This window comes from Afifella sp. YEN Y35 (genome assembly GCF_047553465.1).
Classification (GTDB): Bacteria; Pseudomonadota; Alphaproteobacteria; order Rhizobiales; family Afifellaceae; genus Afifella; species Afifella aestuarii.
Map to the genome: position 1 here is coordinate 1,480,931 of NZ_CP180203.1, position 18,967 is coordinate 1,499,897.

Here is an 18,967-nt window from a genome sequence, read left to right on the forward strand (position 1 = left end):
GCAGAACAAATGGCATGAGCGCCGCGCCCTCCCCGCTACTCACAGTTTGCGCCGGCACCGCGGCTTCAGGCCTACATCTTCTCCTTGATGCCGGCGCGGATCAGCCACCAATTCACGGGATAAGCGGTCATGAAGCCGAAGATCATCGCGATCTGCATCATGAACCAGAACTCGACGCTCGTCACTTCGAGCTTCACGCCGAGGACATGCGCGAAGATGTAGAAATGGGCGATAGCCATGAATCCGTACATGCCGACCTGCCAGGCAGTGAGCGAGAGCGCATCGGCTTTGACGGCCTGGATGAGCCCCTGCACCGGAGAGAGGTTCCGCATCGGCTTGATGGTGAAATACTGGAAGGCCACGCCGAAGCCGAAGGCGAGGATATAATCGAGGATCCAGACGGCGAAGATCTTCTCCGAAAAGATCGTCTGCCAGCCGAGCCAGACGGCGACGGTCGGAAACAGAAAGGCGATCCACTCGGCGCAGATGTCGCCAAGGGTGCAACCGGATCCACAATGGCTGGTGCCCTTGCCGACCATCACGGGAAATGGCGTCAGGCGCTGGCTCGGCGGTGTTTCGTTCGCCTGCATCGCCGCATGCATCTTCTCATGCGTCGCGAGGCGCCCATAGGTGAAATAGGCCCAGAGTGCGATGAGCGAGGCAAAGAGGGCGAGCGCCGGCCAGACGATGTTCATGATCCACATATGCTGCGGATGGCGGCTCTCATCGACGGCGATGACGAGAGCGCAGACGAAACCGAGAAGCAAAGACGCAATTGCAAGAATATGGAGCCAGGCTGGAACCATTGTCACATCCCAATCGTGTTGCTGGAGTATCGGGTTTTCCAACAACCGATTGGCGGACGAGTTCCGCCGGGAAGCCGCGCATCCCTGGCGCGTCAGGCCCGTTTCGAGGGCGAGGGCTTCACGCGCCAAGATCGGCGCGTGAAGGTTCTCACGGGTCCTCTCAGGAGCTCAGAATGTCCTTTACGACGGAGCTCGCCCGGGCAAAGTCCATGCGCCCGGAATAGCGTTCCTTGAGCGTGCCCATGCATTTGCCCATGTCGCGAAGGCCCTGAGCGCCCACATCGCCGACCACGTCCCGGCAGGCGCTCTTGAGCTCGTCGTCATCCATCTGCCGCGGCAGAAACGAACGGATGACCTCGATCTCCTTGCGTTCCTGCTCGGCGAGGTCGAGGCGGGCGTTCTCCTCGTAGATCTTGGAGGATTCCTCACGCTGGCGGATCATCTTGGTCAAGATCGACATGATCTCGTCGTTGGAGACGCCGTCCTTGCCTTTCGTCCTCGCCTCGATATCGCGGTCCTTGATGGCCGCATTGATCAACCGCAGCGTCGTCATGCGCACGCGGTCCTGTTTCTTCATGGCCTCTTTCAGGCCTTCGCTGATCTGATCGCGGATTCGATCAACCATGGGTCACCCCTTCGATGCGTCGTCAGACGCCTCAGATAAAATGAGAAGTGAAGTCTCGGCGGTCGGCTGTGGGTCTCATGTGGGTCTCAACCATCCTCGCGTTGACGCGACATGATCCGCCCACTACGTATCGCGCGCTGCCCCAGCGCGCCATAGAGGCCGTCGATATAGACACTCGCAGCGGGGACGCAAGAGAGCGCAAGCTCCACCTGTTCATGCTGACCGTCGGATCCGTTCATGACCGCCACTTCCTGGCCCGAAAGCAAACCCACCGCCTGCCTCGTCCTCGCCGACGGCACCATCATCGAAGGCGAAGGATTGGGAGCAACGGGCAAGTCTTCCGGCGAAGTCTGCTTCAATACCGCGATGACCGGTTATCAAGAGATTTTGACCGATCCCTCCTATGCGGGACAGATCATCACATTCACCTTCCCGCATATCGGCAATGTGGGCACGAACGACGAAGACGTAGAGACGGTGAACATGGCACGCAATTCCGGTGTCGCCGGCTGCGTCTTGCGGGCACCGATCACGGCTCCGTCCAACTGGCGTGCGGCGAAAAACCTCGATGCGTGGCTGAAGGCTCGCGGCATCCCCGGCATTGCGGACGTCGACACCCGTGCCCTCACCAATCGCATCCGCGAAAACGGCATGGCGAATGCCGTCATCGTCCACGATCCCAACGGCAATTTCGATTACGAGGCGCTGAAAGCGGAAGCGGCCGCGATGCCGAAGATGGACGGGCAGGATCTCGTGCCGGGCGTCACCTCGGGCCAGCGCTACGACTGGAACGAAACGAGCTGGAAGCCCGGCCAAGGCTATGGACATCGCGAGGACGGCGAGTGCCACGTCGTGGTCGTGGATTACGGCATCAAGCGGAACATACTGCGCCTCCTCACCGAAGAGGGCTGCAAGGTCACCGTTCTACCGGCGACGGCAACGGCGGAGGATATTCTGTCCCTCAATCCGGACGGCGTTTTCCTCTCCAACGGTCCGGGCGATCCGGCTGCGACGGGGACCTACGCGGTTCCGGCGATTCGCAGCGTCATCGACAGCGGGACACCGACATTCGGCATCTGCCTCGGCCATCAGATGATGGGCCTCGCGCTCGGCGGGAAGACGGCCAAGATGCATCAGGGCCATCACGGCGCCAATCATCCGGTCAAGGAGAAGACCACGGGCAAGGTGGAAATCGTCTCGATGAACCATGGCTTCGCGATCGATCGCGACAGCCTGCCGCCCGAGGTGGAAGAGACGCATGTCTCGCTGTTCGACGGCTCCAATGCCGGCCTGCGCCTGAAGGGCAAGCCGGTCTTTTCGGTGCAATACCACCCGGAAGCCTCGCCTGGCCCCCAGGACAGCCACTATCTCTTCCAGCGCTTTATGAATCTCGTTCGCGAGAACCGCAAAGCCCGCACGGACAAAACGCCGGCTTAAACCGCCGGCATCCGGCAGACCGGCTCTCCGATGCCGGTCTCAAATCGAGGTAACCTCTGAGCGTGCCCGCTTCTTCACAAAGAGGAAGCGCAGGAGCTTGCGTGCAAACCAGGAGACGCCGCCGAGAAGCGAAAGCCCGGCCAAAGCCCAGACAGCCCCCGCGGCTGTCACGGGAACGGCCGGCTCGTAGATCTGCCAGGCGCCTTGCACGATTTTCTGGTCCGGATTCCTGAAGACGATCATTGGTCGCATCAAGGGCTCTGCTAGCTCCAGCTCCGCCTGCTGACGGCTGAGCGTCGAGAAGCGTGCGAGAAGACGCTTCATCGAGAGCCCGCGATCCTTGAGAAACGCTTCGGGCGACTGGGCGTAAAGCGCCACCGCCTCGTCACGATCGAGGCCGTGGCGGCGGACGTCCTCGTCGAAATCCGCCACGACCTGCCGCATTTCATCGACCGCGCCGCCCAGGCGCTGGCGATATTGCTGAGCGAATTCCGGTGCCTGCGAGCCCGCAAGACCTCCAGCCAGCGCGAGGCCCAGCACGGCCGTGCGGCCCGCAACGCTCATCCTTCCGCCTCAAAGCGTCGAAACGCTGAAAGTATCGCAGGCATCAAGATCTCCCGATTGGTAACCCTGGCGGAACCAGCGTCGCCGCTCCTCTGACGAGCCATGATTGAAAGCCTCGGGCACGACATAGCCTTGCGTGCGCTTCTGGATCATATCGTCGCCGATCTGGGTTGCCGCATTCAGCGCCTCGTCGAGATCGCCCTCCTCGAGCAATCCCTTGTCGCGCGTCCGGTTCGCCCAGATGCCGGCGTAGCAATCCGCCTGAAGCTCGACCCGCACAGACAAAGCGTTGCCGGCACGCTCGCTCATGCCCTGACGCATCTCGTTCACTTTCGAGAGAACGCCTGTCAGGTTCTGCACATGATGGCCGACCTCATGCGCGATCACATAAGCCTGCGCGAAATCGCCGGGGGCGCGAAAGCGGCGCTTCAGCTCTTCGAAAAACGACAAATCGAGATAGAGCTTTCGGTCACCCGGACAATAAAAGGGCCCAGCCGCCCTGCCCGCCAGACCGCAGGCGGAGCGAACGGAATCGTTGAAGAGAACGAGAGTGGGTTCGGGATAGTCGGCCCCCGCCTCGCGGAAAATGTCGCCCCAGACGTCTTCGGTTTCGGCAAGCACTGTCGCCACGAAATCATCCACTTCCGTTCGGGTGGAGGCGACGTTTCCTGAAGGAGAGCGCTGTTCGCTCGAGATCTGTCCCTGGCCGGTCTCCACCTCGCGGAGGAGTTCCATCGGATTGATGCCGAAGACGAAGAAAAGGATTGCGGCCACGATCAGGAAGCCGATGCCGCCGCCGGCACGTCCGATCGGCAGCGAGCTTCGCCCGCCGGTTCGATATTCGATATTGCTCGACTGACGCCGACCCCGCCACCGCATCCGATGCTCCGTCCGTTTCTGCGACGGGAAAAGAAACGGAGATGGCCGGCGGTTCCGTCGCCTGAAAGCAAAAACGCGGCCAGGGGAGCCGCGTTTTTGTTCATCACACTTCTTTACAGCGCAATCGCCGTGAGAAACCTCAGCTGAACCAATGGCCTACACGTTTGAACAAACGTGCCACGCCACAGTTCAGAGTCGCGTAGCGATGCATATCCACGCGATCGTAACCCAGGCGAGCCCGCTGCAGGACGATGTCATTCAACATCTGTGAGCCCTCCTCTGACAGGTTGCGTCTGGCGGCATGTTAGCCGCCAAAAGGAGCACTATTTGCGCCTTCATCGTGAATATGTGCACATTGTGCGCATTTGTCAAACAAGAAATGCACTTTTTGCGCCTTCACGATTTCGCTATAGGCCGCAGTGTAAAAAGCCCCTAAATTCGGTCAGCTGAAAGGGACCTGCCTTGGGCGTTTCCACGATGACACCCGACCAGTTCAAAGCCTGGCGAAAAAAGCTCGGAATGAAACAGAAAGAGGCGGCCGACCGGCTGGGCCTCAAAAAACGTATGATTCAGTATTATGAGACAGGCGAACGTGACGGCAAGAAGGTCAAGATCCCGAAGTCGGTTCGCCTCGCCTGCTACGCGCTCTCGGTCGGGATCGCCGACTACGATGGCGAGACGGCCTCGTACGAAGACGGCCAAGACCCAGAAGAAGATTTGAGCCCCGAATCTGAGCCGTCCGCCATCGCTGGCATGAGCTGACCTCGTTTCTCTCGGTCGTCTCGGCTCTGCTTTGGGCTCCACGAGGCTGTAGGTCCACAGCGCTCCAGGGAGCGACTTTGCCTCTTGCGCGAATTCCTCTATAAGCGCGCAACTTTCCAACCACCCGGAACCGGCCGGGCCGAACGGCCCGCCTACCAGCACGCCCCCATGCCGAAACGCACCGACATCTCTTCCATTCTGGTTATTGGGGCCGGACCGATCGTGATCGGCCAGGCCTGCGAATTCGATTATTCCGGCACGCAAGCCTTGAAGGCTCTGAAGGCCGAGGGATATCGGGTCATCCTCGTCAATTCCAATCCGGCCACCATCATGACCGATCCGGATTTGGCGGACGCCACCTACATCGAACCGATCACGCCCGATGTGGTCACCAAGATCATCGAAAAGGAGCGGCCCGACGCGCTCCTTCCAACGATGGGCGGACAGACGGCGCTCAATTGCGCCTTGTCCGTGGCCAAGGCCGGCGTTCTCGATCGCTATGGCGTCACGATGATCGGTGCGCGTGCCGAAGTCATCGACAAGGCCGAGGACCGAGAGCTCTTCCGCGAAGCCATGACGAAGATCGGCCTCGATACGCCGACGTCACGTCTTGCCCATTCGCTTCCCGAAGCCCTTGCTGCGCTCGAAGAGATCGGTCTGCCGGCGATCATTCGCCCCTCCTTCACGCTCGGCGGCACCGGCGGCGGCATCGCCTACAACCGCGAAGAATTTCTCGAGATCGCCGAACGCGGCATCGACGCCTCGCCGACCAACGAAATCCTGATCGAAGAATCGGTGCTCGGCTGGAAGGAATACGAGATGGAGGTCGTCCGCGACAAAGCGGACAACTGCATCATCATCTGCTCCATCGAGAACATCGATCCGATGGGCGTGCATACGGGCGATTCGATCACCGTTGCCCCCGCCCTCACCCTCACCGACAAAGAATACCAGGTGATGCGGGATGCGTCGCTCGCGGTGCTGCGCGAGATCGGCGTGGAGACCGGCGGCTCGAACGTGCAGTTCGCGATCAACCCGGCCGACGGACGCATGGTCGTCATCGAGATGAACCCCCGCGTCTCGCGGTCCTCGGCCCTTGCCTCCAAGGCGACCGGCTTTCCGATCGCAAAGGTCGCGGCACGCCTTGCCGTCGGCTACACGCTCGACGAGCTCGAGAACGAGATCACCGGCGGGGCGATGCCGGCCTCTTTCGAGCCGACGATCGATTACGTTGTGACCAAAATCCCGCGTTTCGCCTTCGAGAAATTCCCTGGAGCGGAACCCTCTCTGACCACGTCGATGAAGTCCGTCGGCGAGGTGATGGCGATCGGGCGGTCGTTCAGCGAATCCCTTCAAAAGGCTCTGCGGGGTCTTGAGACCGGGCTCGACGGGCTGGACGAGGTCACGATTCCGGGCCTCGGCGAAGGCGACGACAAGAACGCCATCCGCGCTGCCCTTGCCCGCCCCACGCCCGACCGGTTGCTGAAGGTGGCACAGGCGCTTCGTCTCGGCACCTCCTGCGAGGAAATCTACGAAGCCTGCGCCATCGATCCCTGGTTCCTGCGCGAGCTTGAAGGCCTCATCGGCTGGGAAGAGCGCATCCGCGCCAACGGTGTGCCGGACGACAAGGTGGTCCTGCACCGCCTGAAGAGCCTCGGCTTTTCCGATGCCCGCCTCGCCAAACTCGCCGGCACCGACGAGGAAAGCGTGCGCGCGCTGCGCGACCGCCTCGGCGTCAGGCCGGTCTTCAAGCGCATCGACACATGTGCGGCCGAGTTCGCCGCCGCCACGGCCTATATGTACTCGACCTATGAGCGCCCCTTCCGCGCCGGCGGCGACGCCGAGGACGAGGCGCGTCCGAGCGACCGGGAAAAGATCGTCATCCTGGGCGGCGGGCCGAACCGGATCGGTCAGGGCATCGAATTCGACTATTGCTGCTGTCATGCCGCCTTCGCGCTCGCCGATGCGGGCTATGAGACGATCATGATCAACTGCAATCCGGAGACGGTCTCCACCGACTACGACACCTCCGACCGGCTTTATTTCGAGCCGCTCACGGCGGAGGACGTGCTGGAGATCCTGCGCGTCGAACAGAGCGCTGGTACGCTCAAGGGCGTCATCGTGCAGTTTGGCGGCCAGACGCCGCTGAAGCTCGCACAGCCGCTCGAAAAGGCGGGCATTCCGATCCTCGGCACCTCGCCGGATGCGATCGACCTCGCCGAAGATCGCGACCGTTTCCAGCAGGTTCTCGGGAAGCTCGGCCTCAAACAGCCGCGCAACGGGATCGCTCATTCGGCGCAAGAAGCCTTCGCGATCGCCGAGAAGATCGGCTTTCCGGTCGTCATCCGGCCGTCTTACGTGCTCGGCGGGCGGGCGATGGAAATCGTGCGCGATACCGCGCAGCTCGAGCGCTACATCAACGAGGCGGTCGTCGTCTCCGGCAAGTCGCCGGTGCTGATCGATTCCTACCTCGCCGATGCGATCGAGGTCGATGTCGACGCGCTATGCGACGGCACCGATGTCGTCGTCTGCGGCATCATGGAGCATATCGAGGAAGCCGGCATCCATTCGGGCGATTCCGCCTGTTCGCTGCCGCCGCATTCTCTGTCGAAAGGGATCATCGACGAATTGGGCCGTCAGACGGCGGCGCTCGCCAAGGGGCTTTCCGTCGGCGGGCTCATGAACGTGCAATACGCGGTCAAGGGCGACGACATTTTTGTGCTGGAGGTCAACCCGCGCGCCTCGCGCACGGTGCCTTTCGTGGCAAAGGCCGTCGGCCGGCCGATCGCGAAGCTCGCCGCGCGGATCATGGCGGGTGAAAAGCTGAAGGACCTGGAGGCGACGCCGCTCGTCCATAAGCATGTGGCGGTGAAGGAAGCCGTTTTCCCCTTCGCCCGCTTCCCCGGTGTCGACACGGTGCTCGGACCGGAGATGCGCTCGACCGGCGAAGTGATGGGCCTCGACTACGATTTTGCCGTGGCCTTCGCCAAGAGCCAGCTCGCGGGTGGCGTGCAGCTTCCCACCGGCGGCACGGCTTTCGTCTCGGTGCGCGACGGCGACAAGCCGCGCGTGATGGACACGGTGCGTCAGCTCGTATCGCTCGGCTTCACGATCATCGCGACGACCGGCACACAGCGCTTCCTGGAAGAACACGGAATCGCCTGCACCAAGGTAAACAAGGTACTTGAAGGCCGGCCACATATCGTCGATGCTATCAAGAATGGCGAGGTGCAGCTGGTCTTCAACACCACGGAAGGCGCTCAGGCCCTCGCCGACAGCCGGTCGCTGAGACGAGCCGCGCTGCTGCACAAAGTGCCTTATTTTACCACTTTGGCGGGAGCACGTGCTGCGGCACAGGGCATTGAAGCCCTTCTCGGCGGGCAGCTTGAAGTCAGGCCGCTGCAATCCTACTTCGACGCGGCCTGAGTTAGTTTCGTCAAGCAGGGTGTTCCCCTCATCGGTGGAGCACCCGCTTTTTTGTTGCCCCCAGCCCAAAAACGAGGCGTCGTGGAGGAGAAGATGGAAAAGATTCCGATGACCGCTGCCGGCCATGCGCAACTGGAATCGGAGCTCAAACGACTCACCTCCGAGGAAAGGCCGCGCATCATTCAGGCGATTGCCGAAGCCCGCGCGCATGGCGACCTCTCGGAGAACGCGGAATATCACGCCGCGAAGGAGCAACAGAGCCTGAACGAAGGCCGCATCGCGGAGCTCGAAGACAAGCTGTCGCGCGCCGACATTATCGACGTGTCGAAGCTGACCGGCTCGACGGTGAAATTCGGCGCCAAAGTGAAGCTCGTCGACGAGGACACCGACGAGGAAAAGACCTGGCAGATCGTCGGTGACATGGAAGCCGATGTTCGCCTCGGCCGCATTTCGATCTCCTCGCCGATCGCGCGTGCCCTCATCGGCAAGAGCGTTGGCGATTCCGTGGAGGTTGCGGCTCCGGGCGGTGCCCACAGCTATGAGATCCTCGACATCGCCTACGGCTGAGCCCTTCACTGGGGTTTTGTAACGAAAGAGCGCGCCGGCTCGTCTTGCAGCCTATGGCGCGCTCCTGCTAACTGGCCCGCCTGACCTTAAGGCGGGCATTGCCATGATCGATCTTTACACCTGGACCACACCGAACGGCCGCAAGGTCTCCATCGCTCTCGAAGAGATGGGGCTCGCCTACGAGGTCTATCCCATCGACATCATGGCGGACGAGCAATTTCGGCCGCAATTTCTCAAGATCAGCCCGAACAACAAGATCCCGGCGATCGTCGATCACGAGGGTGGCCAGGCGCTTATGGAATCTGGCGCGATCCTCCTCTATCTCGCGGAAAAGACGGGCAAATTTATGCCGACCGACGAGGCCGGTCGCTGGCGGGCGATGGAATGGCTGATGTGGCAGATGGGCGGTTTCGGCCCCATGCTCGGTCAGGCGCATCATTTCTTGAAGTTCAATCCCGGCAAGGCTTCCTATGCGGAAGAGCGTTACGCCAAGGAGGCCGCGCGCCTTTACAAGGTGCTCGATACGCAGCTCGCAGAGCACGATTATCTCGCCGGGGAATATTCGATCGCGGACATGGCCGCGTGGCCGTGGGCCTCACGTTTCGAGTGGCAGGGCATCGATCTCGGCGATTTCCCGCATGTGCGCGATTGGTATCTGCGCATCGCCGATCGCCCAGCCGTCCAACGGGGCTACGACGTGCCGAAAAAGGACCAGGGCATCCCACTGCCATAATGGATCGGCGCCCTGACGGATCGGCGCTGCCACGCGTCGCGCTCCGCGCCCGCAGGCGCGAAGCGCTTTTTTTAGCGCGGCTACTGCGTACTGCCGCTCCCTCGCCTCACATCCACGTCTGAGGCTCCGATTTCGTGGGCGGCCTCCATCAATTTGGCCGCGGCGCTGGCGCAGGCCTCCGCGCTCTCTTTCGGTGAGCACGTCACGCGGATCGTCGTGTCTCCCTGCCGCAGCCTGAAGCTGGTGCCGCCGCGGGCCATGCCATGCGCGTGATGGCCGCGCCATTTCATGCCATGGCGGCCAGGCCCCATCGCCGCCGGGCCGGGACCCCGCTGCCTCCAACCGCCACCAGGTCCGGGTCGCTGCATCGGCGGCTGCCCAGCCCAGTCACCCTGATAGCCGCGGCCGCCGCCATGCCAGCCGCCTCCGGGCATGTTTCCGGGCGCCATCATGCAATTTCCGGGACCCCAGCCGCCATAGCCGGGCCCGCCCCAGCCGGAGCCACCCCAGCCCGAGCCGTAACGTTGCATGGGTTGATTCTGCGGAGACGACGCGGTGTCATTCCCCATCTCCGATTGCCCGCCCTGATCGGGCATCATCTCCATCTCCGGATCCGCCTCCATACCTTCATCATTGTCCTGATCAGGGTTTGGCGCACTCACATCGGGCGGCGAAGCTGGCTCTTCGGCCCCCGTCTGGGCGTAGGCCAGTGTGGACATGCTGAGAGCGAGAGCCGTGCTCGCGGCAAGAAGTCTGCGCATTCGTATCTCCCATTGACGCGCCCCTCTCGTCGAGAATACCCGCGCCACGGAATTCGTTGCGTGAACTTCAAGAAACCTTCGTTGAGCCTGCTTCGGACCAACACGCGATGGATCTGGACCCTACGGGTTCAAAGCGATCGCTCCGTCAGGCGGGGCGCCAGTCGATCGTCACGTGCCCAGCCTCCCCTGCGACCCGCGCCAGCCAGCGGCGGATGCCCGGAAATGGTTTGAGGTCGAAGCCACCCTTGTCTTCCGCATCGTGCGTGTACGCGTAGAGGGCGATATCGGCGATCGAGAACGCAGGGCCGGCAAGCCAGTCATGGGCCACCAGACGCTTTTCCATCACCCGCAGAGCTTCGTTGCCCTTTTCGAGCAGCTCCTGCAGCCTCTCGGGCGTCGCCTGGGCGCGACGGGTTTCGTAGACGCGCAGTGCGCGACGCACGGCGATCGCCGGTTCGTGCGAATACTGCTCGAAGAACATCCACTCGTAGCATTTCGCGCGATCATAGCTGTCGCTTGGCAGAAAACGAGAACCTTCAGCGAAATGCAGGAGAATTGCCCCCGATTCGGCGAGAGCGCGCCCGTCATCGAAGACGACGACCGGCGCCTTGCCGATCGGATTGATCGCCAGGAAGTCCCCCCTGCGGGTCGCCCCGGTCGTCGTATCGATATCGACGATCCGAAATGGCAGGCCGAGACGCGCAAAGAGCAGTCGCACCTTATAGGAGTTGCCGGAATCCTGCTTGGAATAGAGAGTTGGCATCTTCGCTCTTCCGCGGTTGTCGACGCTCAGGCTTTGCCACTTGCCGCCTTTCCGGCAAGCGAATTGGATTGAAGGTTCGCCTCAATCCCGCTGAGGTCGAGCAAGATCCGTCGGCAAAGCGCATCTGCCATTGTGCGTTCGACGCGCTTGCGCCTTGCGCCCCTCGCCCCATGGGCCTAGGTTTCGCGCCCGTTGCTAACTCCCTTCAGTCGGATTTCAAACTCATGGCCTTCCTTGCCGACAACCTCGCTCGTGTTCAGCCCTCCCAGACCATCGCCGTCGCCGAGAAGGCGCGTGAACTGAAGGCGCAGGGACGAGACGTGATCAGCCTCAGTGCGGGCGAGCCCGATTTCGACACGCCCGACAACATCAAGGAAGCCGCGATCGCCGCCATCAAGCGTGGCGAGACGAAATACACGCCGGTTCCGGGCATCATGGAACTGCGCACGGCGATCGCCGAGAAGTTCAAGCGCGAGAACGGTCTCACCTACAAGCCGACGCAGACCATCGTCGGGACCGGTGGAAAGCAGATTCTTTACAACGCGCTGGCGGCGACCCTTAACCCGGGTGACGAGGTCCTCATTCCGGCACCTTATTGGGTGAGCTATCCGGATATGGTTCTTCTCAACGGCGGCGAGCCGCGCTTCGTCGACACGACGCTTGAAAACAAGTTCAAGCTGACGCCGGAAGCCCTCGAGGGCGCGCTCACGCCGAAGACCAAATGGCTGATCTTCAACTCGCCCTCCAACCCTTCCGGCGCGGCCTACACCGAAGCCGAATTGAAGGCGCTCGCGGCGGTTTTGATGAAGCATCCGCATGTGTGGATCATGTCGGACGACATGTACGAGCACCTTCTCTACATCGACGAGCCGTTCTCCACGCTCGCCGCGGCAGAGCCCGAGCTCTATTCGCGCACGCTCACGATGAACGGCGTTTCGAAGGCCTATGCGATGACCGGCTGGCGCATCGGCTATGCCGGCGGTCCGGACGAGCTCATCAAGGCGATGACCAAAATCCAGAGCCAGCAGACCTCCGGCACCTGCTCCATCGCACAATGGGCGGCGGTCGAGGCGCTGACGGGACCGCAGGATTTCGTGGAGACTTCGCGCAAGGCCTTCCAGAAGCGGCGCGATCTGGTCGTGTCTATGCTGAACCAGAGTGCGCTTCTCGAGTGCCCGGAGCCGGAAGGCGCGTTCTACGTCTATCCGTCCTGCGCGGCGGCGATCGGCAAGAAGGCGCCTTCAGGCAAAACCATCGAGAACGACCAGGATTTCGTCACCGAGCTTCTCGAGGCGGAGGGCGTGGCGGTCGTTCATGGCGGAGCCTTCGGTCTCGGCCCCAACTTCCGCATCTCCTATGCGACGTCGACGGAAGCGCTCGAGGCGGCTTGCGAACGCATCCAGCGTTTCTGCAACACGCTGAGCTGAGGCCTCACCGCGGTCCGGGGCGGCGACGCTCCGGATTGCGGAGACGGAGAGCCTAGCAAGGCTGACGCATCTCGAAGACCGAGACGCCAAGAAAAAGGGGCGGCCCGCGCAAGCGAGCCGCCCCAATTTTTGTCAGGTTGCCGTTCGTGGGCGAAGAGCGTCCTCTCAAGAACGCCGGCTCACGTCCGCCGACTTGCTCAGGCCTCGTCGTCGAGCAGCTGCAGATTGACCGCCTGCGGGCCACGGCCGCGACGATCCTGCTGCGTCTCGAATGAGAGCCTCGTGCCTTCCGCAAGCTGCGGCAGGCCGGAGCGCTCGATCGCCGAGATATGCACGAAGACGTCCTTGCTGCCGTCCTCCGGCGAAATGAAGCCGAAGCCACGATCCGCGTTGAAGAACTTCAGCGTGCCATTCTGACGCGGGCCGACCTCTGCCGGCTGACGATCCTGGAAGCCGCCGCCTCCGCCACCGCTGCGGAAGCCACCACCGCCTCCGCCACTGCGGAAGCCGCCGCCTCCACCGCCGCCGCCGCCGCGATAGCCGCCACCTTCGCCGCCACCACGATAGCCGCCGCCTTCACCGCCGCCACGGTAGCCGCCGCCTTCGCCACCACCGCGATAGCCTCCACCACCGCGGTTGGGACCGCCGCGATAGCCTCCGCCACCGCCGCCGCCACCGCGATAGCCACCTTCATTGTCTCTGCCGAAGCCCCCGTCTCCCCGATCGCCATAACCTGGGGTGGGAGCATCGCTACCGAAATCGCTGCCGAATTCGCGCGCACCACCACGACGGGGCCGGCGGGACCGATCACGGTCCGGGCGCTCACCAAAGTCGTCGTCGTCGTGCCCGCCGCGACCGCCATTGTTCATCATCTCATCTCGTCCTTCGATAGAAAAAAGTCGCCGGCTGGAGCCTCACCAGCCGACGCGGGCAAGCGCGCGGTCTTTACTTGGGAATACATGGAAAGCCGGGATCGGTCCGCTGGCCCTCGACCATAAAGGGGGCGCCTCATGCAAACCCCCGCGTATGATCATGCCGTTATGCGGGCAAATCTGCAAGTCCCTAATGGGCCGAACCTAAGTCCAGCCTTAGAGCATCTTCGATGAACGCAGAATCGGGCCGAGGATGCAGGCGATCTCACACGTCTGATTCTCCGGTGCTGGTGATTTGTCAGGAGACGAAGATGACGAGGAGCCCGGCGACCTTCGCGGCCGTGTGATCGCAGCGATCGTTGTCTATCCCGCATAAGCCGTGGCGCGATGGAACATGCGCAGGATACGGCGGCGGAATTCCTGCCGCTGCGCATACTCGGCGGGGGCCGCGGAACGGGCAACGGACTCGCATCCTTCTGGAAATTCGGCGGCTTGCGCGTCCTCGGCGCAGCGTGCGAGCCAAGGTGCCGATGTCGCGATTGCCCGGCGGTGAATCGTCAAAGCCCGGTCGCAGAGCCCGGGCATGTCGTCGCTGCAGCCCATCGCGAAGGCCAGATAGGCAACATAGTCGGGCTGCCAAACATCGTCGGCAACGCCCATCTCATCCGCTCCCGGAATGCTGCCGGCGAGGAGCTCACAGCCATTTCCGTCGATGAACGGCTCATCCATGTAGGGAAAGCACGCACGAGAAAAACTCGCATAGGCCCGGTCGATCTGGGGCTCACCGACAAGACCATTGCGATAGATGATGCCCAAATATTTGCAGGCATAGGGACCAATGCCAATGTCGGAGGACTCGCAGACCTCCGTCATCCTGTCTTTCGCCGCGACATAGTTGCGAAGCTTCCCGTTCAGGAAATAGATCTTGCCCGCCTCATAGCAGCCGCCCATCTGGAAACCCGCCGCGCATGACGCTTCGTATGCGGCGAGCGCAGCCTCGGCATCGCCGCGTTTCTCGGCTGCCACGCCGGCGCTCCAGCAGCTGTCGACATTCGCGTCCTGCGTGCAGGCCGGTGAGGCCTCGTTGCTTATCGGTTCGTCTGCAGGCTGCATCGGTTGCGCGCTCACCGCGCCCGGAAGAAGCGTCGGGCTCATCATCATGAGAAAACCCGCCCACAATGCCCGCATGTTTGTTCTCCCCTGGCGCCGCCACGCAAAACCGAGCTGGGCCGTGCCACCATGTTGTGCCGGGGCCCTGTCAGGGTTCGCTTTTCACATAATTTCTATGGAAGAAACACGTCCGTAAAGGCGAAGCGAAGCATGCCGCCCCTCTCCTCGAGCAGATCGCCGTCGGATCGCCGGATGAGCGGTCACAGGACCGGTGGAGCAGCGGCGCGCTATGCGCGGATCATCAACGGGCCGTCTCGTCAGCAATCGGGCAGTCTTCTGCTTGCCAGCTCTCGCGTAGGGAAAGGGCGCAGGACTGAAACCGCAATTCACTTGAGGATTTCGACTTGAACCTTTGCGGTCCCGCGTCCTTTGAAGCCCAGCTTGTGGGCGGCAGCGCGCGTGACGTCGATGATGCGCCCTTTGACGAAGGGACCGCGGTCATTGATGCGCACGACGGCGGCGCGGCCGTTGCGCAAATTGGTGACCTTCACCTTGGTGCCGAAGGGCAGCGTGCGGTGCGCCGCGGTCATTGCATTCGGATTGCACCGTTCGCCGGAAGCCGTGCGCGAGGTCAGGGCATACCAGGAGGCGTGGCCGGTCTGAGCATTGGCGCTTTGGGGCTGGGTTACGAGGACGCAGCTAGCCGCAAGGACCGCCGCGGCGAGGAACTTCGCCGAGTGGAGCATTCTTCTCTTCCCATGAAATCAACTTTGCCGCTGCCGGTTTCACCGGCGAAAAGGGGCCAGAAATGGGCAAGACCTGGGGCATTTCTGGTGGCGCGGCGGGAAGAGCTGTCAGTGTGACCATGATGTCACTCGGATCGCGTAGAAAAGCAAAAGGCCGCTCCTGAAAAGCGGCCTTTCCTATGTGTTGCTCAAGAAGAACAATGCGTCACTGGCAAAGCTGACGCGGGCCATTATACGGCTGATAGGTACCACTGTTGGCATCGAAGGAGCGATACTTCGAGCTGCAATACGCATACCATTCCGGTGTCCAAGGAGCGGGACGGGTGTCGTAAACGACCAGCGGATTGCGCGCGGGAACCGCATAGACGGGCGCCGGCTCGACATAGACGGGCGGCGGAGCCGCGTAGACCGGTGCAGGCTCGACGTAGACGGGGGCGGCGCGCGGTGCGGTCAGCGCCGATCCCAGAAGAGCACCTGCGGCCAAGCCGACAACACCGGCAGCAACCGCCGCACCGGCATCGTCGCGGTCGCGACGGTGGTGGCGGTGCCCATAATAGCCGCGCGGACGATCCCAGCCACGGTCACCATAATATCCCCGATTGCCATCCCAGTGGCGCGAGTCCCATGAGCCGGCCTGTGCGCCCGCCGGCAGAGCAAGAGCCGTCAGTGCAACGGTCAGGGCCGCCGCAGTTGTCTTGAGAGCAGTGGGTCTGAAGAAAGACATCGTCGTTTCCTTGCCAATAAGCCCCGCCGGAAGATCATCTCCGGCTTCTTGATGAGATTGATAGGACTTCCAGGCTGAACGATGGCTGAACGAACGCACCTCGTTGCCATCCCCCTCCAGAGGCCTCTAGAGACTTTGGCGAAACCCGTGCCGCGCGGCGCGGCGGCGCATGGGCGCACACCATGGTGTGAGCGCATCATGGCCAAGACACAAGAAAACCTGGGAGGACGGGGATGGTGAGCCGGATCTTGCTTCCGATCGACCTCGACCACATCGCCAGCTGGAAGAAATCCGTCACGACGGCGATCGAGCTCGCGCGTCTCTATGACGCCGAGCTCGTGGTTTTGAGTGTATTTCCACAGATGGAAGCGGACTTTTCGCAGTTCCCGATGCATCACCTCCCCGCGGTCGAGGTGTTCCGGCGCGAATATCTCCCCGACGATATCAGAAGCCGCGCCATCTACCGCTCGGGAACCGTGGCTCGCGGCATCCGTGCGGCCATCAACCAGGAAAAAATCGATCTCGTTGTGATGGCGTCGCACAACCCCAATCTCGGCGACTATGTCATGGGGTCAAACGCAGCCAATGTGGTCCTGCACAGCCCGTGCTCGGTGCTGGTGGTGCGCTAAACAAAAACCGCCGGACATGCCGGCGGTTCGATCGTCAAATCTGGCTCGGAGCAGTCACACTCCAGAGCGGAAGCAATCAGGCAAGCTGGAGATTGACCGCCTGCGGGCCACGGCCCCTGGGATCCTGCTGCAGCTCGAAGCTGACGCGATTGCCCTCGACAAGACCCGGAAGTCCCGAGCGCTCAACGGCCGAAATGTGGACGAAAACGTCCTTGCTGCCATCTTCCGGAGCGATGAAGCCGAAGCCGCGCGTGGAATCGAAGAACTTAACGGTGCCGGTCTGGCTCATGGGAGAAACCCTTTCCCTTTGTAGTCGGATTCATCGAGGTGGGCTCATCACCGCACCCGGATTTCGAAACAGTCGGGAAAGACATCACCTACCGGTCGGGTATTAAACCGCGCGGCGCAGACTTAACCGGTCGTCGGGGCGCGCCCATCCAACATTTACGCGCCCAAGCGCGTTATGACGGGAAACGCCAAAGATAACAAGGCGCCGCCTCTCCAGCCTCGTCACAGCGCCGGCTTTCTCACGATCCCGAGCCTTGCACGCAGCACCCGCGGCACGTCGTATTCGCGCATCAACCGTTCCGTACCGGGGAGACCGAGCGCCTCACGCTGCACAACGAGCGCCCACAAGGCCTGGGCCGCCTCGTCCAACGCCCGCGCGCGCGCATCTTCGACGGCAGGTTCGGGGTCGCCAGCCTTCGCCGCGTCTTCAAGGCGACGCCAGGCTGTCAGAGCGTCTTCAAAGCGCGAGGCCATACGGGAGAGGCTTGCAGCCCTCTCCGCCATCATCTCGTGCTCGAGGGCGTCGTAGGGCGAAGACTGCTTGCTCGGAGCAAGGATGCGCGGCGGACGGATGCTCATGTCCCCCAGCTAGGACGAGCCGCCTTCGCGGACAAGACCGCCGCTGAGGCCTGATACGGCTCATGAAGACGCCGAGGCCCTCGCCGTCCGTTCAGATACCAGCGCAGGTGTTACGGCGCATTTAGCGCCGCGTTTGACGGTCCTCGGGGAGGAATTGCGTGTGCTCTTTGTCGCGCTTTTGCCGTTCCTGCATCAATTCTTCGTAGGCGCGGCGCTCCTCGGCCGACAGCTGAACGCGCTTCACCGGCGCCTTCTTTCGTCGATCCTTGGCCTTTTTGTAGAGCTGCGGCTCTGTGGACATGTGCCTCGTCTCCATCTGCCGGACGTCGCTAGATAACCACATCGCCCGCAAATGACGAGACGCTTTCCCGGTACGCCGTTCGCAGGGGCGAGATCAGGCTTCAAGCCGCGCCATAAGGTCCATCGCCGCGTGCGGATTACGGACCTTCTCGCCAGCGATGAAGAAGACGAAGACAGAGCGGGGATCGGCCGTACCCGTGGAGGCTTTGTCCGTCAGACGAGGCAGATCGTCGGGCACGCTTCCCCGCGCCAGAACGCGCGCACGCTCCGCCCAGCTCTCGAGATCGGAAGGAGAATAGCCGGTCTTTTCCTCCTCGCGCGTGCGCATCAGCCGCAGATAGGCGAAATCGGCTGTCGGCTCGGCGAGCCCCGGATAATCGTCTGAATCGGCATAGACGATCGCCGCGTTGTGGCGGCGCGCGAGATCGAGGAATTCCTCACACAGGAAGCTCTCATGGCGAACTTCGAGCGCGTGGCGAAGCGGCAGACCGTCGACTTCCTGCGGCAGGAGCTTCAGGAAAGCGGAGATATCCTCACCATCGAAGGAACGGCTCGGCGCGAACTGCCACAGGATCGGACCGAGCTTTTGCTTCAACTCGGCGATGCCGCCGTTGATGAACCAATCGAGACTGTCGCCGGTTTCGGCGAGCTTCTTCTTCATGGCAATGGCGCGATGGCCCTTCAGAGCGAAGATAAAATCGTCCGGCGTCTCGTCGTGCCATTTGGCAAAGCTCTTGGCGCTCTGGCCGCGATAGAAGGTGCCGTTGATTTCGATCGCCGTCAGTTTGGACGCCGCATATTCGAGCTCGCGCGCCTTCGGCAGCTTTTCTGGATAGAAGGTGCCGCGCCAGGGTTCGAAGGTCCAACCGCCTATGCCGACCCGGATGGGTCCTATCCGAGCCGAGTTCTTCTCTTCGGACCTGTTCTGCGCCGGCATGCCTCGCCTCCTCTTCCTGGAGAGCGACCCTT

The 18,967-nt window shown here is 62.3% G+C and carries 21 protein-coding genes; 7 read left to right on the forward strand and 14 right to left on the reverse strand.

What is annotated here, in order from left to right:
- Positions 1 to 71 precede the first annotated feature (71 nt).
- Together ACK8CP_RS07040 and ACK8CP_RS07045 are read right to left on the reverse strand one after the other, a co-directional pair.
- Positions 72 to 806: a DUF4396 domain-containing protein gene (locus ACK8CP_RS07040; RefSeq protein WP_234627750.1), complete on the reverse strand. Its 735-nt coding sequence runs from the start codon at positions 804 to 806 to the stop codon at positions 72 to 74.
- A 160-nt stretch (positions 807 to 966) separates the two neighbouring features.
- Positions 967 to 1,431, reverse strand: coding sequence for a GatB/YqeY domain-containing protein (locus ACK8CP_RS07045; RefSeq protein WP_128293839.1), 465 nt, complete (start codon positions 1,429 to 1,431; stop codon positions 967 to 969).
- A 237-nt stretch (positions 1,432 to 1,668) separates the two neighbouring features.
- Between ACK8CP_RS07045 and carA the strand changes: the two genes are divergently transcribed.
- Positions 1,669 to 2,868 (forward strand): glutamine-hydrolyzing carbamoyl-phosphate synthase small subunit, encoded by a 1,200-nt coding sequence (carA, locus tag ACK8CP_RS07050; RefSeq protein WP_234627748.1) that lies wholly within the window; start codon positions 1,669 to 1,671, stop codon positions 2,866 to 2,868.
- A 39-nt stretch (positions 2,869 to 2,907) separates the two neighbouring features.
- Here the strand turns inward: carA and ACK8CP_RS07055 are convergent, their stop codons facing one another.
- Both ACK8CP_RS07055 and ACK8CP_RS07060 read right to left on the reverse strand, forming a co-directional pair.
- Positions 2,908 to 3,432, reverse strand: a complete 525-nt coding sequence (locus ACK8CP_RS07055) for a DUF2937 family protein (RefSeq protein WP_234627747.1) — start codon at positions 3,430 to 3,432, stop codon at positions 2,908 to 2,910.
- Positions 3,433 to 3,441: 9 nt separating this feature from the next.
- Positions 3,442 to 4,311 (reverse strand): neutral zinc metallopeptidase, encoded by an 870-nt coding sequence (locus ACK8CP_RS07060; RefSeq protein WP_234627746.1) that lies wholly within the window; start codon positions 4,309 to 4,311, stop codon positions 3,442 to 3,444.
- A gap of 477 nt (positions 4,312 to 4,788) precedes the next feature.
- On the opposite strand from ACK8CP_RS07060, the gene ACK8CP_RS07065 reads away from it, so the two are divergent.
- The 4 genes from ACK8CP_RS07065 to ACK8CP_RS07080 all read left to right on the forward strand — a co-directional run bounded on the left by ACK8CP_RS07065 (position 4,789) and on the right by ACK8CP_RS07080 (position 9,799).
- Entirely contained in the window at positions 4,789 to 5,073 is a 285-nt protein-coding gene (locus tag ACK8CP_RS07065; protein ID WP_128294300.1) for a helix-turn-helix domain-containing protein, read from the forward strand.
- Between the two features lie 168 nt (positions 5,074 to 5,241).
- Positions 5,242 to 8,499 (forward strand): carbamoyl-phosphate synthase large subunit, encoded by a 3,258-nt coding sequence (gene carB / locus ACK8CP_RS07070; protein WP_414833786.1) that lies wholly within the window; start codon positions 5,242 to 5,244, stop codon positions 8,497 to 8,499.
- A 93-nt stretch (positions 8,500 to 8,592) separates the two neighbouring features.
- On the forward strand, positions 8,593 to 9,066 hold the full coding sequence (greA, locus tag ACK8CP_RS07075; RefSeq protein ID WP_234627744.1) for a transcription elongation factor GreA: 474 nt from the start codon (positions 8,593 to 8,595) through the stop codon (positions 9,064 to 9,066).
- Positions 9,067 to 9,169: 103 nt separating this feature from the next.
- Entirely contained in the window at positions 9,170 to 9,799 is a 630-nt protein-coding gene (locus ACK8CP_RS07080; protein ID WP_128293833.1) for a glutathione S-transferase family protein, read from the forward strand.
- An 80-nt stretch (positions 9,800 to 9,879) separates the two neighbouring features.
- Here the strand turns inward: ACK8CP_RS07080 and ACK8CP_RS07085 are convergent, their stop codons facing one another.
- Positions 9,880 to 10,560 (reverse strand): hypothetical protein, encoded by a 681-nt coding sequence (locus tag ACK8CP_RS07085; RefSeq protein WP_414833787.1) that lies wholly within the window; start codon positions 10,558 to 10,560, stop codon positions 9,880 to 9,882.
- Between the two features lie 145 nt (positions 10,561 to 10,705).
- A complete protein-coding gene (locus ACK8CP_RS07090) occupies positions 10,706 to 11,323 on the reverse strand; it encodes a glutathione S-transferase family protein (RefSeq protein ID WP_414833788.1) in 618 nt (205 codons plus the stop codon).
- Between the two features lie 224 nt (positions 11,324 to 11,547).
- Here ACK8CP_RS07090 and ACK8CP_RS07095 point away from each other — a divergent pair, with 224 nt between their 5' ends.
- Complete coding sequence (locus ACK8CP_RS07095; RefSeq protein WP_092815129.1) at positions 11,548 to 12,750, forward strand: pyridoxal phosphate-dependent aminotransferase; 1,203 nt, start codon at positions 11,548 to 11,550, stop codon at positions 12,748 to 12,750.
- Positions 12,751 to 12,947: 197 nt separating this feature from the next.
- Here the strand turns inward: ACK8CP_RS07095 and ACK8CP_RS07100 are convergent, their stop codons facing one another.
- From ACK8CP_RS07100 to ACK8CP_RS07115, 4 genes are all read right to left on the reverse strand, one after another.
- Positions 12,948 to 13,622, reverse strand: coding sequence for a cold-shock protein (locus ACK8CP_RS07100; protein WP_414833789.1), 675 nt, complete (start codon positions 13,620 to 13,622; stop codon positions 12,948 to 12,950).
- A 363-nt stretch (positions 13,623 to 13,985) separates the two neighbouring features.
- Positions 13,986 to 14,648, reverse strand: coding sequence for a hypothetical protein (locus ACK8CP_RS07105; RefSeq protein WP_234627740.1), 663 nt, complete (start codon positions 14,646 to 14,648; stop codon positions 13,986 to 13,988).
- A gap of 470 nt (positions 14,649 to 15,118) precedes the next feature.
- Positions 15,119 to 15,478 carry a septal ring lytic transglycosylase RlpA family protein gene (locus tag ACK8CP_RS07110; RefSeq protein WP_234627739.1) on the reverse strand — a complete coding sequence of 120 codons (360 nt, stop codon included), beginning with the start codon at positions 15,476 to 15,478 and terminating at the stop codon, positions 15,119 to 15,121.
- A gap of 205 nt (positions 15,479 to 15,683) precedes the next feature.
- Complete coding sequence (locus ACK8CP_RS07115; protein WP_234627738.1) at positions 15,684 to 16,202, reverse strand: BA14K family protein; 519 nt, start codon at positions 16,200 to 16,202, stop codon at positions 15,684 to 15,686.
- 233 nt (positions 16,203 to 16,435) lie between these two features.
- Here ACK8CP_RS07115 and ACK8CP_RS07120 point away from each other — a divergent pair, with 233 nt between their 5' ends.
- Positions 16,436 to 16,831, forward strand: a complete 396-nt coding sequence (locus tag ACK8CP_RS07120; protein WP_234627737.1) for a universal stress protein — start codon at positions 16,436 to 16,438, stop codon at positions 16,829 to 16,831.
- Between the two features lie 76 nt (positions 16,832 to 16,907).
- Here the strand turns inward: ACK8CP_RS07120 and ACK8CP_RS07125 are convergent, their stop codons facing one another.
- From ACK8CP_RS07125 to ACK8CP_RS07140, 4 genes are all read right to left on the reverse strand, one after another.
- Entirely contained in the window at positions 16,908 to 17,120 is a 213-nt protein-coding gene (locus ACK8CP_RS07125) for a cold-shock protein (RefSeq protein WP_092815141.1), read from the reverse strand.
- 221 nt (positions 17,121 to 17,341) lie between these two features.
- Positions 17,342 to 17,698: a DUF6665 family protein gene (locus ACK8CP_RS07130; RefSeq protein WP_414833790.1), complete on the reverse strand. Its 357-nt coding sequence runs from the start codon at positions 17,696 to 17,698 to the stop codon at positions 17,342 to 17,344.
- A gap of 121 nt (positions 17,699 to 17,819) precedes the next feature.
- Positions 17,820 to 17,999 carry a hypothetical protein gene (locus ACK8CP_RS07135; RefSeq protein WP_092815147.1) on the reverse strand — a complete coding sequence of 60 codons (180 nt, stop codon included), beginning with the start codon at positions 17,997 to 17,999 and terminating at the stop codon, positions 17,820 to 17,822.
- Between the two features lie 93 nt (positions 18,000 to 18,092).
- Positions 18,093 to 18,935, reverse strand: a complete 843-nt coding sequence (locus ACK8CP_RS07140; RefSeq protein ID WP_414833791.1) for a DUF72 domain-containing protein — start codon at positions 18,933 to 18,935, stop codon at positions 18,093 to 18,095.
- Positions 18,936 to 18,967 lie beyond the last annotated feature (32 nt).